Origin of the sequence: Streptomyces sp. NBC_00273 (assembly GCF_036178145.1) — a bacterium.
Taxonomy (GTDB): Bacteria; Actinomycetota; Actinomycetes; order Streptomycetales; family Streptomycetaceae; genus Streptomyces.
Window position 1 is genome coordinate 7833631 of record NZ_CP108067.1, and the last position, 16341, is coordinate 7849971.

General features: G+C 71.3%; 6 protein-coding genes. All 6 read left to right on the forward strand.

Annotation, left to right across the window (positions count from 1 at the left end; all coding sequences use genetic code 11):
- The first annotated feature begins 33 nt into the window (after positions 1–33).
- The 6 genes from OG386_RS35090 to OG386_RS35115 are packed head-to-tail and all read left to right on the forward strand — an operon-like array spanning position 34 to position 16229.
- A complete protein-coding gene (locus OG386_RS35090; RefSeq protein WP_328791388.1) occupies positions 34–7728 on the forward strand; it encodes a non-ribosomal peptide synthetase in 7695 nt (2564 codons plus the stop codon).
- Positions 7725–11867 (forward strand): non-ribosomal peptide synthetase, encoded by a 4143-nt coding sequence (locus OG386_RS35095; protein ID WP_328791389.1) that lies wholly within the window; start codon positions 7725–7727, stop codon positions 11865–11867. The genes OG386_RS35090 and OG386_RS35095 overlap by 4 nt, the downstream gene beginning before the upstream one ends.
- Positions 11864–12994 carry a saccharopine dehydrogenase NADP-binding domain-containing protein gene (locus OG386_RS35100; protein ID WP_328791390.1) on the forward strand — a complete coding sequence of 377 codons (1131 nt, stop codon included), beginning with the start codon at positions 11864–11866 and terminating at the stop codon, positions 12992–12994. Before OG386_RS35095 ends, OG386_RS35100 begins: the two co-directional genes overlap by 4 nt.
- Complete coding sequence (locus OG386_RS35105; protein ID WP_328791391.1) at positions 12991–13791, forward strand: thioesterase II family protein; 801 nt, start codon at positions 12991–12993, stop codon at positions 13789–13791. The genes OG386_RS35100 and OG386_RS35105 overlap by 4 nt, the downstream gene beginning before the upstream one ends.
- Before the next feature lie 12 nt (positions 13792–13803).
- Complete coding sequence (locus tag OG386_RS35110) at positions 13804–15459, forward strand: (2,3-dihydroxybenzoyl)adenylate synthase (protein WP_328791392.1); 1656 nt, start codon at positions 13804–13806, stop codon at positions 15457–15459.
- Positions 15456–16229, forward strand: a complete 774-nt coding sequence (locus tag OG386_RS35115; protein ID WP_328791393.1) for an SDR family NAD(P)-dependent oxidoreductase — start codon at positions 15456–15458, stop codon at positions 16227–16229. The genes OG386_RS35110 and OG386_RS35115 overlap by 4 nt, the downstream gene beginning before the upstream one ends.
- The last annotated feature ends 112 nt before the right edge of the window (positions 16230–16341 follow it).

Below are 16341 nucleotides of genomic sequence, written 5' to 3' on the forward strand. Positions count from 1 at the left end.
TGGTACCCGATTTCCCACATACTGGAGAACGCCATGGCAGACGCGAGTCCTTCCGGTTTCAGCGGCGCGAATCAGCGAATTCCGGCAAGCAAGGACGAGTTGATTTCGCTCGTTGCTGACCTGCTGGAGGAGAACCCCGAAGACCTCGATGAGCATGAGAACCTGATCGAATACGGAATCGATTCGATCGGCGTCATGCGCGTGGTCAGTCTGTGGAACCGCGAAGGGCTCGACATAACCGTCGGCGAACTGTTCGCCCATCCCACGATCGCGGAGTGGTGGGACCTCCTGAGCGAGTGCACCGCCATCGGTCCCGCCCACGACACAGCGGTGGACGTCGACATCGACGCACCGTTCGAGCTGAGCCCGGTCCAGCACGCCTACTGGGTGGGGCGCACCGACGGCCAGGTGCTCGGCGGCGTGGGCTGCCACATCTATCTCGAGGTCGACGGGGCCGGCGTGGACGCGGACGGTCTGGAGCGGGCGGTGTCCGCGCTGACGGAACGCCATCCGATGCTGAGGGCACGCTTCCTTGACGACGGTACCCAACAGATCATGCCGAGGGCGGCATGGACCGGGCTGCTCCGGCACGACCTGCGCGACCTCGACGAGGCCGCGACGGAGCGCGAGCTGACGCGGATCCGCGCCCGACTGTCGCACCGCAGGCTGGCCGTGGAGCGGGGCGAAGTGTTCGACGTCCGGCTGTCGCTGCTGCCCGGCGGACGAACGCGCCTGCACATCGAGCTGGACCTGCTGGTTGCCGACGTCCTCAGCTTCAACGTCTTCCTCGACGACCTCGCCGCGTGTTACACCGGCGGCGCCGCGGCACTGAAGCCCCTGACCTACAGCTTCCCGCAGTACCGCGCGGACCTGGGGCGCTCCCGCAGCGCGGCGTACGTCCGCGACCGCGCGTACTGGCTGTCGCGCCTGCCCGACCTGCCCTCCGCGCCGCGGCTGCCGCTCGCCCAGGACCCGGCACTGATCGAGCGGCCGGTCTTCCGGCGCCTGGAGCACCGGCTGGAGCCCGAGGACTTCGAGCGCCTGGTGCAACTGGCCCGGCGCAACCAGGTCACCCCTGCCATGGTGCTGGCCACGGCGTACGCCGAGATCCTCGGGCGGTGGAGCGGTCAGTCGCGGTTGCTGCTGAACCTGCCGCTGTTCGACCGGGTCGCCCTGCACGACGATGTCGCCGGCATGATCGCCGACTTCACCAATCTGGTGCTGCTCGACGTCGATCTGACCGGTGGTTCCTTCCTCGACCGCGTCCGCGCGGTGCAGCAGCGGTTCCAGACCGACATCTCCCACAGCGCCTACTCCGCCGTCGAGGTTCTCCGCGACATCTCGCGCCACACGGACCTGGAGGTACAGACCGCCCCGGTCGTGTTCGCCAGCAACGCCGGCGGCGGAGAGCTGCTCAGCGGGCGCTTCCGCCAGTCCTTCGGTGAACTCGGGTACTCGATCACGCAGACCCCGCAGGTGTGGCTCGACCACCAGCTCATGGACATGGCGAGCGGTGTCTATCTGAACTGGGATTTCGTGGACGGGCTGTTCCCCGAGGGCGTGGTGGAGGGAATGTTCGAGGCGTACTGCGGGGTGTTGGACTGGCTGGTCGAGGGTGACTGGTCCGGTCCGGCTCCGGTGGGTCTGCCGGTGGGGCAGCGGGCGGTGCGTGCTCGGGTGGGGGAGACGGGTGCACCGGAGAGCGGTCGCCTGCTGCACGAGGGGTTCTTCGAGCGGGCTGGTGCGGAGCCCGGTCGGGCTGCTCTGGTGTGGGGTGAGGACGGCGAGCTGTCGTACGGGGAGCTTGCCGGTCGGGCGTTGCGGGTGGCCGGTGGTTTGGTCGCCGGTGGGGTGTTACCGGGTGATGCCGTCGCGGTGACGGTGGGGAAGGGCCCGGAGCAGGTCGCCGCGATCTTGGGCGTGTTGGCGGCCGGTGGTGTGTACGTGCCGGTGGGCGTGGACCAGCCCGCGGTGCGTCGCGCGTTGATGCTCGAGGCCGCGGGCGTTCGTCACGCGGTGGTGGACGGGGCGGCGGGGGAGTGGCCGTCGGGCGTGAGGGTGTGGGAGTACGGGGAGTTGGTGCGGTCTGCCGGACTGTCGGCGCCGGTGACCCGCCAGGTGTCGGAGGCGGCGTATGTGATCTTCACGTCGGGTTCGACGGGCCGGCCCAAGGGCGTGGAGGTGTCGCACCGCGCGGCGGTGAACACGGTCGAGGACATCAACGAGCGTTTCGACGTGGGTGCCGAGGACCGGGTTCTGGCGGTGTCGGCGGCTGACTTCGATCTGTCGGTGTACGACATGTTCGGGTTGCTGGCGGTGGGCGGTGCGCTGGTGCTGATCGAGGAGGGCGATCGGCGTGAGGCGCAGCGCTGGGTGGAGTCGTGCCGTCGTCACGGGGTGACGGTGTGGAACAGCGTGCCGGCGTTGTTCGACATGTACGTGTCGGTGGCGGAGGCGCGGGGGCTGGACGACCGGTTGCGGTTGGTCCTGGTCTCGGGTGACTGGGTCGGTCTGGATCTGCCGGGTCGTTTCCGGGCGCGATGTCCCGAGGGCCGGTTCGTCGCGATGGGCGGTGCGACGGAGGCGGCCATCTGGTCGAACGCGCTCGAGGTCGAGCGGGTGCCGCAGGAGTGGCGTTCGATTCCGTACGGGTTCGCGCTGCGCAATCAGCGGTACCGGGTGGTGGACCCGGTGGGTCGGGACTGCCCGGACTGGGTGCCCGGTGAGTTGTGGATCGGTGGGGTGGGTGTCGCCGAGGGGTATCGCGGTGATGCGGCGAAGACGGCGGAGAAGTTCCTGGTCCGGGACGGTGAGCGGTGGTACCGGACGGGTGACCTGGGGCGGTTCTGGTCGGACGGCACGCTGGAGTTCCTGGGACGGGCCGATCACCAGGTGAAGGTCCGGGGCTTCCGGATCGAGCTCGGTGAGATCGAGGCGGTGCTGGAGGCCCATCCGCACATCGGCCGTGCCGTCGTCGCCGCTGTCGGTACGGGTACGCAGCAGAAGATCGTCGCTGCCGTCGTCACCCACCCCGAGGGCGAGGCGGTGGACGTCGAGGCGGTGCGCGAATGGACCGGTGACAGGTTGCCCGGTCACATGGTGCCGGAGCGGCTGGTCGTCACCGCGGACCTCCCGTTGACCGCGAACGGCAAGGTGGACCGCGCGAGGGTCGTTGCCGAACTCGCCGCACTGGCCGAGCAGGGGGTCGCCGCGGTCGCCGCGGAACCTCCCCGTGGACCGATGGAGGAAACGGTCGCCCGGCTCTGGACCGAGCTGCTGTCCCTGGAACAGGTGCACCGTACGGACGACTTCTTCCACTGTGGCGGTGACAGCCTCATCGGAACCCGGATGATCGCCGGCCTGATGTCCGAGGGCATCGCCGGCGCGGAACTGCGACTGCTGTTCACCCACCCCGTGCTCGCCGACTTCGCCGCACTTCTCCGGTCCGAGGAATCCGGCGCGGCCGTCGTGCGGTTCGACGCCGACGAGGCGGCCAGGTACGAGCCCTTCCCGGCCACCGACGTCCAGCGCGCGTACTGGTTCGGCCGCCGCCCGGAATTCACCCTGGGCGGCGTCGGATGCCACTTCTACACCGAGTTCGACGGCACCGACGTCGACCTCGACCGGCTGGAGCGCGCCTGGAACACCCTCATCGAACGGCACGAGATCCTCCGAGCCGTCTTCGACGACCAGGGCATGCAGCGGATCCAGCCGTCCGTGCCCCGGTTCACCATTGCCGTCCAGGACGCGGCGACCGATGGTGACGAGGAGCTCGACCAGCTGCGCAGCACCATGTCGCACCGCGTCTTCGACCCCACCGTCTGGCCCCTGTTCGACGTGCGCGCGGTGCGGTACGGGCAGCGGACCCGCTTGGGCGTGGGTCTGGACAACCTGATCCTCGACGCGCTGAGCGTGCTGATCCTCATGACGGAGCTGGAACAGCTCTACCAAGACCCGCAGGCGACGCTGCGTCCGGTCGGGGTGTCGTTCCGCGACTACCAGCTGAACGCGCAATTCCCCGAGGCCGAGGTCGACGCGGCCCGGGAGTACTGGCTGTCCCGTCTGGACGACCTGCCGCCCGCCCCGCAGCTGCCGCTGGCCACCGACCCGATGCACATCGAGCGGCCCCGGTTCGCGCGCAACGACAAGTGGCTGGAATCCGAACGGTGGGCACGCATCACCGAGCGGGCCCGGCAGTACGGGCTGACCCCGTCAGCGCTGCTGTTGACCTGCTACGCGGAGGTCCTCGGTGCCTGGAGCACCCGCCCCGACATGACGTTCGTGCTGACCACCTTCCAGCGCCGCGAGGTCCACCCCGACATCAACAACATCCTCGGCGACTTCACCTCGCTGCTTCTGGTCTCCTACCGCCCCGAGCCCGGCTCCGGACTGCTTGACAGGGCCCGCGCGCTGCAGGAGCAGATGTGGCAGGACCTCGACCACCAGGCCGTCCCGGCCACCTGGGTGCTACGGGAAATGGCCCGTCGGGCCGGTACGGCGGAGGTGAGCATGCCGCTGGTCTTCACCAGCGCGCTGGGCATCGTCGAGGGGCTGCCCGACCTGGGTCCCGACAAGCACGCGGAGGTCTGCTGGGGCATCTCCCAGACCCCGCAGGTGTGGCTCGACCACCAGGTCCGTGAACACCCCGACGGTGTCTATCTGAACTGGGACTTCGTGGAAGGGCTGTTCCCCGAGGCCGTGGTGGAGGGGATGTTCGAGGCGTATTGCGGAGTGCTGGAGTGGTTGGTCGAGGGCGACTGGTCGCAGGCCGCTCCGGTGGGGCTGCCGGCCGGACAGCGATCCGTGCGTGCGCGGGTGGGTGAGACCGGGGCTCCGGAGAGCGGCCGTCTGCTGCACCAGGGGTTCTTCGAGCGTGCGTCCACGGAGCCCGGCCGGGCCGCTCTGGTGTGGGGCGAGGACGGCGAACTGTCGTACGGCGAGCTCGCCGAACGGGCGCTGCGGATCGCAGGCGGCCTGACGGCGCACGGTGTCGAGCCCGGTGACGCGGTCGCGGTGACGGTACCGAAGGGACCGGGCCAGGTCGCCGCGATCTTGGGTGTGCTGGCCGCGGGCGGCGTGTACGTGCCGGTCGGCGTGGACCAGCCGGCGGCCCGCCGGTCGCTGATGCTCGAGGCCGCCGACGCGCGGTTCGCGGTCGTCGACGGGGCCGGCGGCTCCTGGCCGTCCGGTGTGCAGGTCCTGGAACTGGGGGAGTTGAGCTCCACGTCGAACGGCCTGTCGGCGCCGGTGGCCCGCCGGGCGTCGGACACGGCATATGTGATCTTCACGTCGGGTTCGACGGGCCGGCCCAAGGGCGTCGAGGTTTCGCACCGGGCGGCGGTCAACACCGTCGAGGACATCAACGAGCGCTTCGACGTCGGAGCCGACGACCGGGTACTGGCCGTGTCCGCCGCCGATTTCGACCTGTCGGTCTACGACATGTTCGGACTCCTGGCCGTGGGCGGCGCGCTGGTACTCATCGAGGAAGGCGACCGGCGTGAGGCCCAGCGCTGGGTCGAGCTGTGCCGTCGCCATGAGGTGACGATCTGGAACAGCGTCCCGGCCCTCTTCGACATGTACGTCTCCGTCGCCGAGGCACGCGCGCTCGACGACCGGCTGAGGCTGGTCCTGGTCTCCGGCGACTGGGTCGGGCTCGACCTGCCCGGCCGCTTCAAGGAACGCCGTCCCGACGGCCGGTTCATCGCCATGGGCGGTGCCACGGAAGCAGCGATCTGGTCCAACGCGATCGAGGTCGATCGCGTCCCCGAGGACTGGCGATCGATCCCCTACGGATTCGCCTTGCGGAACCAGCGCTACCGCGTCGTCGACCAGGCCGGCCGGGACTGCCCCGACTGGGTCCCCGGCGAGCTGTGGATCGGCGGTGCGGGCGTCGCCGAGGGATACCGCGGCGATCCGGCCAAGACCGCGGAGAAGTTCGTCCAGCGGGACGGAGAACGCTGGTACCGCACCGGCGACCTCGGCCGGTTCTGGTCCGACGGCACCCTGGAGTTCCTCGGCCGCGCCGACCACCAGGTCAAGGTCCGCGGCTTCCGGATCGAGCTGGGTGAGATCGAGTCGGTGCTTGAGGCCCATCCGCACATCGGCCGCGCCGTCGTCATGACCACCGGCACCGGCAACCAGCAGAAACTCGTCGCCGCCGTCGTGCCCGACGCCACCGGGGCAACCGGCACGCCCGACGTCCTGACCGCCGCGACACCCACGGTGGAGATCACCACGGGAACCGCCGCCGATTCCGCGGAAGTGGAGGCGGCCCTGATCGAGTCCTGGATGGCGGGCGTGATCAGCGCGGGAATCAGCCACAGCCCGGCGGCCCTCGGCGAGGTGGCCCGCACCCTCGGCACCGCCGACGACATGCGGGGCGCACTGCGGCTCTGGCTGGACTGGCTCGTCATGCGGGAGGTACTGACGGGCGAGCGCGACGCGTACGCAGCCGGTGAGCGCTGGCAGACCGCCCTCGATCCGCGGACGTGGCAGGCCAACCTGGAACGGGCCACCGGCGCCGCGCGCACCATCGCCGACCGCCTCGCCGACATGACCGGGACGCTCACCGGCATCCTGCGCGGCGAACGCGATCCACTGGTCCTGGTCGAGGACCCGGTGATGTCACCGGAGGCGACGGTCACCCACCGGCCGGACACCGAGAGCGCGCTGCGCGGTGCGGCGGACGCCATCGGCGCCCTCGCGGCCGAACTCGGCCGCCCCGTACGGGTCGCCGAACTGGGTGCCCGCTCGGGCGCCGCCGCCCGGCGACTGCTGGAGACGGTCGCAACCGGAGCCATCGAGCTGACCCTGTTCGACGCGGCACCGCGGCTGCTGGAGTCGGCCGCGGAACGTCTCGCGGACCTGCCGCACCACACGGCCTTCCGCGCGGTGCGCGACGGCGTCCTGCCGTCCGAGGCGCGGCACGCCTTCGACCTCGTACTGGCGAACAACTCGCTGCACCGGTACGCCGACCCGGTCGCGGGCGCGGCCGAGGCACGCCAGCTGCTCGTTCCCGGCGGCATCCTGATCGGCCTGGAACACGCGGAGCTGGCGCCCATCGGTCTGTTGACCGCCGGTCTCATCGAGCACGGGTTCTCGCCCGGCCCGGGAGAACGCGTTCGCGCCGCAGGACGGGCGGGCTCCACCGGGCCGCTGCTCGACAAGTCGGATTGGGCGGACGTCCTCCACGAGGGCGGGCTCCGCGACGTCACCATCACCGAGCGGGACGACACCTCGCTCATGCTGCTGGTGGCGCGCACCGCCGCGGACCTGCCGGTCGTCAGGGAACCCGAGGTCCTGGCGCTCGTCCGGGAGCAACTGCCGGCGCACATGGTGCCCGAACGGCTGTTGATGCTCCCGGCGCTGCCGCTCAGCGCCAACGGCAAGATCGACCGCACGCGCCTCGGGGCGCTGTTCGCCGAACAGCCCGATCAGGGCGACGGGGGTGAGGCGCCGCGGACCCCGATGGAGGAGACGGTGGCGCAGATGTGGTCGGAGCTGTTGCACGTGCCCGAGATCGGCAGGGCGCACAACTTCTTCGCCCTCGGCGGTGACAGCCTCACCGCCACGGGCTTCGCCGAGGCCATTCGTGCCCGGTTCGGCGTGGAACTGATGCTCCGGCAGATGTTCCAGGACCCGACCGTGGCAGCAGTCGCCGCGTCGATCGACGCGAGCCTGGAGACGGTCGGAGCGGCCGACGGTTCGATGGAGGACGGTGTCCTGTGAGTACTCAAGACCTGATCGCCGAGTTGTCCGCCGCGGGGGTGCAACTGTGGGAGGACGCCGGCCAGTTGCGCTACCGGGCGCCGAAGGGTGCTCTGACGCCCGACCGCATCGAGCGGATGCGTGCCGCGAAGGAGGAACTGCTCGACCAGCTGCGCGGCGACCGATTGCCCACCATCGTCCCGGATCCCGAGAACCGCTACGAGCCGTTCCCGCTGACCGACGTGCAGGCGGCGTACCTGGTCGGTCGCCAGCAGGGATACGCGTACGGCGGTGTCGCCTGCCACCTCTACATGGAGGTCGAGCACCCCTCCCTGGACTCCGCCCGGGTGGAGCAGGGCTGGAACCGCCTGATCGAGCACCACGACATGCTGCGGCTGGTGGTCCACCAGGAGGGCTACCAGCAGGTGCTGCCCACGGTGCCGTACTACCGGATCCCCGTCGCAGACCTGCGCGGCGAGAGCGTCGACGCAGTCGAGGCGCGGCTGCGCGAGGAGCGCCACGAACTCGGCCACAAGATGCATTCGACCGGTGAATGGCCGCTGTTCGAGGTGCGCGTCACCCAGACGCCCGACCGGGCGATCCTGCACCTGTCACTCGACTTCCTGATGGCGGACTGGACGAGCATCCAGCGCCTCTTGCGCCAGCTGGACCGGCTGCAGGCTGACCCCCAGTACGCGTTGCCGCCGTGCGACATCACGTACCGGGACTACGTGCTCGCCGAGCGGGCGCTGCTCGAATCCCCGCGCTACCAGCGGGACCGCGACTACTGGCTGGAGCGCATCGACGACCTTCCGCCCGCACCGGAACTGCCCACCACGACCGGGCTCGACGCCGCGCCGACCTTCCACCGGCACGTCGGCAGCCTGGACGCCGCGAACTGGGCCGCGTTCAGGGAGCGCGCCGGTGCCGCCGGGCTGACCGCGTCGGGCGCCGTCATGGCCGCGTTCGCGGACGTCGTCGGACGGTTCAGCAGACGTCCCGAGTGCACCTTGAACCTGACCCTGCACAACCGTCTGCCGCTGCACCCTCAGGTGGAGGAGCTCTTCGGCGACTTCACCGCAGTCACCCTGTTGGCCGTCCGGCCCGGGGACGGCGAGTCGTTCGCGGTGCGCGCACGGCGTCTCGGGCAGCAGCTGTTCGACGACATGGACCACCGGCTCTACTCGGGCATCGAGACCATCCGTGAGCTGGTCCGGCGGCGCAGCCGGGACGAGGCCGTCATGCCGGTCGTGTTCACCAGCGCGATCGGCGGTTCCGAGCACGAACAGCAGGCCGCCGGCGAGGTCGGCTTCAGCATCACCCAGACGCCCCAGGTCTGGATCGATTGCCAGGTCATGGAGCGCAACGGCGCGCTGCTGCTGAACTGGAACGTCCGCGACGAGGTCTTCCCGGCCGGCCTGGTGGAGGCGATGTTCGAAGCCTTCACGGGGTTGCTCGAGCGGTTGGCCACCGGGCCGGCGGCCTGGGCCGACACCGAGCCCGTCCCGCTGCCCGCGGCACAGGCCGCACGGCGAGCCGAAGTGAACGCGACGGCCGGCGAGCTGCCCTCGGTCCTGCTGCACGAGCCGGTGTTCGCCACCGCGCGGCAGCACCCGGACAGGACGGCCGTCATCGACGCAGAGGGCGCGCACACCTACCGCGCCCTCTGCGGCCGCGCGACCGCCGTCGAGGCGGCGTTGCGCACGGCGGGCGCCGCGCCGGGCGACATCGTGGCCGTCGCCCTGGACAAGGGACTCGACCAGATCGCGGCGGTGCTCGGCATCCTCGCGGCCGGCGGTGCGTACCTGCCGATCGACATGGGGCAGCCCATCGCGCGGCGCGACGTCATCCTCCGGGACTCCCGGGCACGGTTCCTCGTCGGTGCCCGCGCCGACGACACCGTGCCGGAACAGGTGCGGGGCATCGCGCTCGACACCTTGCCCGCCGACGCCGGTCTCCCGGACACCACCGAGCGCCGGGTCGGGCCCGGCGACGTGGCCTACGTCATCTACACGTCGGGTTCGACGGGCGTGCCCAAGGGCGTGGTGATCACCCACCAGGCCGCGGCGAACACGGTCGCGGACATGAACGAGCGCTTCGGGATCGCGCCCGCCGACCGTGTGCTCGGGCTGGCGAACCTGAGCTTCGACCTGTCGGTGTACGACATCTTCGGACCGCTCGGCATCGGTGGGGTACTGGTGCTGCCCGCACCGGACCGCCGCGGCGATCCCGGGCACTGGGCCGAGCTGGTCGAACGCCACGAAGTGACCGTGTGGAACTCGGTTCCCGCACAACTGCAGATGCTCGGGCACTACCTGGACGCGCAACCCGGTCCCGGAACCGGCACGCTGCGCCTGGCCCTGCTGTCCGGCGACTGGATCCCGGTGAACCTCCCCGACGAGATCCGGGCCCGGATCCCGGGCCTGCGCTTGATCTCACTGGGCGGCGCCACCGAGGCGTCGATCTGGTCGATCCACTACCCGATCGGTGACGTCGACCCCGACGCGCCGAGCATCCCGTACGGCTACCCGCTGCGCAATCAGACGTTCCACGTCCTCGACCAAGGGCTCAGGGACTGCCCCGACTGGGTGGCGGGCGAGCTGTACATCGGCGGGGACGGGCTGGCCCTGGGCTATCTCAACGATCCGGGGCGCACCGCCGAACGCTTCCTCACCCACCCGGCGACCGGCCGCAGGCTGTACCGGACCGGTGACCTCGGCCGCTATCTGCCCACCGGAGCGATCGAGTTCCTCGGCCGCGAGGACCACCAGGTCAAGATCCGGGGACACCGGGTGGAGCTCGCCGAAGTGGAAGCGGCTCTGCTCGGCCATCCGGCGGTGCGTGCCGCGGTGGTCCTCGTGGACGGCGACGAGGCGCTGCGGCGCCGACTCGTCGCGTTCGTCGAGTACGACACCACGGCCCCGGCCACCGGTGAACCGCGGATCGAGGAGCACCTTCGCGAGCTGCTGCCGGAGTACATGTGCCCGGCGGTGATCCGCACACTGCCCGGCCTGCCGGTCACCGAGAACGGCAAGATCGACCGGCGTGCGCTGACCGCCGAACTGGCCGAGATCCCCGGTAGTGCGCCGGCCGCCGGAAGCGAAGCGCCCCGCGAAGGGCTGGAGACCGTCCTCGCCGAACTGTGGGCCGAGATCCTCCAGGTCGAGCGTGTGGGGCGCGACGACGACTTCTACGTGCTCGGCGGCAACTCGCTGCTGTCGACGCAGCTCGTCGCGCAGCTGCGGGCGCGCGTGCCGCAGGCGGCGGGCATGTTCTTCGACACCCTGGTGCGCCAGCTGTTGCCCGCGCCGACCGTGGCCGCGATGGCCGAGTTCCTCGAATCCCAGGTCGAGGCACCGCCGGAGACGGGGGCCGACAGGACCGTTTCCCCGCTCCGACGGATGGGCACCGGCGAAACCGAGCCCGCCGTGCTGCTGGTGCACGACGCCACCGGCGAGCTCGACCGGTACGGCGAGCTGTCCGGCCTGCTCGATCCCGGGCGCAAGGTCTACGGGCTGTCCGCGGGTCACTCCGACGGCTATGCGCGGACCTCTGACGAGGTGCTGATCCGGCGCAGGGCCACCGGATACGCGCGGCTGGTGCGCGCGGAGAGCCCCGCCGCCGTCACGGTGGTCGGAGCCGGTGCCGCGGCGGTCCTCGCGCTGGAGGTCGCCCGGACCCTGCGCGACCTGGGGACCGAGGTCGACGAGGTGGTGCTGGTCGACGGCTACCGGGTCGACGAGCAGGTGACGGACGAGGTGTGGCTCGAAAGCCTGCTCGCTGTCGAACTCGGTCTCGGAACGGCGGAGTTCGGTCACACCCCGGGCGAACCGGTGCCGGACGACCACCCGCTGCGGTCGCGCCGGCCGTCCGAGCGGCTGGAGGCGATGGGCCTCGCGGCCGGGCTGCGTACGCGGACCCCCATCGGCACACGGCTCGAACTGTTCCGCAAGACGGTGCGGGCGCTGCACGGGCACGCTCCGCTGCCGTACTCGGGACCGGTCCGGCTGATCGACACCGGCGCCGTGCCGCATCCGCTGGGCAAGGCACTGGCTGCGGAGCTGACCGATGCCGGCTGCGTCGATCTCCGGACGGTACAGCAGCAGCCGCGGTCGCCGATGGCGGCCCTGGCCGCCCTGCTGGAAGGGCGGGACCGGTGAGCCGGGCGCCCAGGATCGGGCTGCTCGGCGGAGCCGGTGCCGTCGGCCGGGAGGTCGCGGCGAGACTCCGGGAACGCGGCGCCGGCGAGGTGCTCATCGGAGGCCGCGACGTGGCGGCGGCCGAGGCCGTGGTCGCAGGAGTGCTGCGGGGTGAAGGACGTGCCGTCGAGGCCGATGCCCACGACCCGGTGTCGCTGCGCGACTTCTGCGCCGCTTCCGATGTGGTGGTCAACTGCGCCGGCCCGTCCCGTTTGCTCATGGACCGCGTCGCGGTGGCGGCGATCCGGGCCGGCGCGCGGTACGTCGACGTCGGTGGCGACGACCCCGTGTACGCGCGGATGACCCGCTCGTCCGTGGTGGGCACCGGCAGCGTGCTGCTCTCCGCGGGAATGATCCCCGGTCTGACCGGCCTGCTCCCGCGCTACCTCGCGGGTCACGGGTTCACGCAGGTGGACCGCCTCACCGTGTACCACGCCGTGCGGGACCGGATCGGCCGGGCCGGCGCCTACGACTTCGCCGCGGGCATCGCCGCGGGCGGTGACGAGTCGTTCGCGGCCTGGCGTTCCGGGGCACCGCGCTCGGGGGCGCTACGGCGCGCGGCCGACCGCGCCCTGCCCGGATTCACCGAACCGGTGACGGTCCACCCCTACCTGTCGCCGGAGGCACGCCGGACCGCGCTGCGGCTCGGCCTCCGAGACGGCGACTGGTACAGCGTGCTGTTCGACGGGCAGACCTCGGCCGTGCTCGGCGGGCTGCCCGGACTCACCGGGGACGGCCTCGCGGCGGCGGCGGAACGGCTCTGCCGCGCGGCGGAGTTCGACCTGCTGGGCCGTACCCCGCGGGTCGTCCTGCTCTGCCAGCTCGACGGGCGCGGAAACGGCGGGGCGATGACCCGCTCGCTGGTGCTGCGGGCCGGCGGAGCCGCGGAACTCGTCGCGGCCGCGGCGGCGGTGGCCGTGGACGAAGTGGTACGCGGCCACGTCCCGGCGGGCGTCCACTTCGCCGCCGACGTGCTGGACGCGTCGCGCGCCGGCGAGGCTCTGGCCGGAGATCCGGGCGTCGTCCAACTGAGCGTCCACGACGTGCCGCTCGAACAACTGGTTCCGCAGGACGAGGGAGCGATATGAACAGCACGGATCTGACGACACGGCAGGGCGCGGCGGTTCGCTACGAGGACTGCTACCGCGTCTACCGTCCGCGACCGGCGGCGCGGCTGCGGCTGGTGTGCTTCCCGCACGCCGGAGGCGGCGCAAGCTTCTACCAGCGGTGGCTGCGGCACTTCCCGGACTGGGTCGAACTCGTCATCGCCCGGTACCCGGACCGGGAGGACCGCCTCGGCGAGGCCCTGCCGGACACCCTCGAACTGCTGGCGGACCAGTTCGCCACGGCACTGACGCCGGCCGTCGACCGTCCCACGGCCGTCTTCGGGCACAGCATGGGCGCCGCGGTCGCCTACGAGGTCACCCGGCGGCTGGAGCGGCGCGGCAAGAACCCCACCCGGCTGATCCTGTCCGCGCATCCCGCCCCCCACCGGCAACGGCCCAACGCGGTGCACCGGATGGACGACGAGGGACTGATCGCGGACGTGGTCGGCCTGAACGCAGCCTCGGCCGCCCGCTTCGAGGACCCGGCCATCCGCCAGCTGGTGCTGCCCACCATCCGGGCCGACTACCGGCTCATCGAGAGGTACCGCCCGGCTTCGCCCGGCCGGATCCGCACCCCCATCGCGGCGGTGATCAACCTCGACGACCACGAGGTGGACGCGGACGAGGCCCGTGGCTGGAGCGAATGCACGACGGGGGACTTCGAGCTGCGGCAGATGCCCGGCGGTCACTTCTACCTGGTCGAGCAGGACCTCGAGTTCGTGCGGTGGCTGGTGACGGCGCTGCGCGTCGACCCGCCCAGCTGGCCCTCCACCCCCTGAAGAGGATCGACGATGAACGCACTGGTGAGTGAAGCCCCGCGGCAGCGCGAGTTCACGCCGTGGCCCGAGGACCTGGCCGCGCGGTACCGCGCCGAGGGGCTGTGGAGCGGCATCTCCCTCGGCCGCGTGCTGCGCGACTCCGCGGCCCGCCACGGCGCCCGTACGGCGCTGGTCGACGGCCCGAACAGCTGGACCTACGCCGAGCTGGACGCCGAGGTCGACCGCCTTGCGGCGGGCCTGTACGAGGAGGGGGTGGCCGCCTCGGGCGAGCGCGTGCTCGTCCAACTCCCCAACACCGCCGCGTTCGTGCTCGTGTGTTTCGCTCTGTTCAGGATCGGCGCGGTGCCGGTCCTGGCCCAGCCGGCACACCGCGAGCACGAGATCACGCAGCTGTGCCGGCAGAGCGGGGCCGTGGCGATGGTCATCGCGGACCAGCGGTCGGGGTTCGACTACCGGGTGATGGCCGAGCGGGTCCGGGTGGAGTGTCCGACGCTGCGCACGATCGTCGTCGACGGCGATCCGGGGCGCCACCGCGCGCTGTCCGGTCTGTTCGCCGATCCGGTGCCCCTGCCGGAACCCGATCCGGGGTCCCCCGCGGTGCTGCAGCTGTCGGGCGGTACGACCGCGGTCCCGAAGCTGATCCCGCGTACCCACGACGACTACCTGTACAACGCGCGCGCGAGCGTCATGGCCTGCCCGCTCGACGAGACCGACGTCTATCTGTGCGCACTGCCCGCCGCGCACAACTTCCCGCTCTGCGCGCCGGGCGTCCTGGGCGCGCTGGACAGCGGGGCGACCGTGGTCCTGGCGCCGGGCCCGAGCGACGGCGATGTCTTCCCCCTCATCGAGCGGTACGGGGTGACCGTCACCGCGGTGGTCCCGCCGATCGCGCTGCTGTGGCTCGACGCCGCCGAGGACACCCGGTACGACCTGTCCAGCCTGCGGGTCCTCCAGGTCGGCGGCGCCCGGCTCGGACCGTCCGCCGCGGCAAGGATCCGGCCGGTCCTCGGGTGCCGGCTCCAGCAGGTGTTCGGCATGGCGGAAGGCCTGATCTGCTACACGCGGCTGGACGACCCGGACGAGCTCGTGGAGACGACGCAGGGCGTCCCCATGTCGGCGGCCGACGAGATCGCGGTGGTGGACGACGAGGACCGCCCCGTACCGGAAGGCGAGCCGGGACACCTGCTCACCCGGGGGCCGTACACGATCCGCGGCTACTTCCGCGCGGACGAGCACAACGCGCGTGCCTTCACCGCCGACGGCTTCTACCGTACGGGCGACATCGTGCGCCGTCTGCCGTCCGGCCACCTCGTCGTGGTCGACCGGGCCAAGGACCTCGTCAACCGCGGCGGCGACAAGGTCGCGGCCGACGAGATCGAGGAGCTCGTGGCGAGCCACCCGGGGGTGCATGACGTGGCCGTCGTCGCCGAGCCCGACGACGCGCTGGGCGAACGGATCTGCGCCTTCGTCGTCGCGTACGAGAACGGCCTGAAGGGCCCCGTGATCAAACGGCACCTCCGCGACCGCGGTCTGGCGGCCTACAAGATCCCGGACCGGTTCGCATTCATCGACGCCATGCCGCTCACCTCCGTCGGAAAGATCGACAAGAAGGAGCTGCGCAAGCGTGCCGCGGAGCTGGCGGCCAAGGAAGGACGCACATCATCATGACGTACGAGGATCCGTCCGGGCTGTTCTCGGTCCGAGGGAAGTCCGCCCTGGTCACCGGGGCGGCGAAGGGCGTCGGCGCGCTGATCGCCCAGGCCCTGGTCGAAGCGGGCGCGACGGTCTACCTGACCTCCCGTGACATGGCGGCCGCCGAGAAGACGGCCGCCCGGCTCTCGCTGTTGGGCGACTGCGTTCCGCTCGCCGGCGCTCTCGCGACGGAGGACGACTGCCGCGCGCTCGCCGACCGGCTCGGCGAACACGTCGACCAGCTGCACCTGTTGGTGAACAACGCGGCCGTCCTGCACACGGCGCCGCTGGACGACTTCGACGACGCGGCCTGGGACTCGGCGCTCCAAGTCAACCTGAAGGCCGTGTTCCATCTCGTCAAGTTCCTCCGGCCCCTGCTGGAGTCGGCCGCGGTCGCGGGCGACCCGGCCCGTGTCGTCAACATCGGCTCCGTCGACGGGCTGCACGTGCCGTCGGCCGAGATCTACTCCTACGCGGCGAGCAAGGCCGCCATGCACCACATGACCAGGCACCTGGCCGGCCGGCTCGCTCCGCGCATCGCGGTCAACGCCATCGCGCTGGGTCCCTTCGAGTCGGACATGTTGCAGGAGTCGCTGGCCGCCGAGATCGGTCTGAGCTCACCCATGCGCAGGCCCGGCGGGCTGGACGACCTCGCGGGCATCATCCAGTTCCTGGGTTCGCGGAGCTCGGCGTTCCTGACCGGCACGGTGATCCCCTTCGACGGCGGCCTGTCGATCACCCGGTAGGCGGGGGACGGGACTTGGGAAAAAGTAAACGGGTTAAACAGCCTGTTTCTTGGTAGGTTGGTGGACGCGGACGTGTGCCAGACAGCAGGGCCATGTCCGCGCGCGCTCCGAC

Bases quoted from the DNA above. Each gene is read 5' to 3' on its own strand.
- OG386_RS35090 (WP_328791388.1), top strand. From the start codon at position 34: ATGGCAGACGCGAGTCCTTCCGGTTTCAGCGGCGCGAATCAGCGAATT.
- OG386_RS35105 (WP_328791391.1), top strand. From the start codon at position 12,991: ATGAACAGCACGGATCTGACGACACGGCAGGGCGCGGCGGTTCGCTAC.
- OG386_RS35110 (WP_328791392.1), top strand. From the start codon at position 13,804: ATGAACGCACTGGTGAGTGAAGCCCCGCGGCAGCGCGAGTTCACGCCG.
- OG386_RS35115 (WP_328791393.1), top strand. From the start codon at position 15,456: ATGACGTACGAGGATCCGTCCGGGCTGTTCTCGGTCCGAGGGAAGTCC.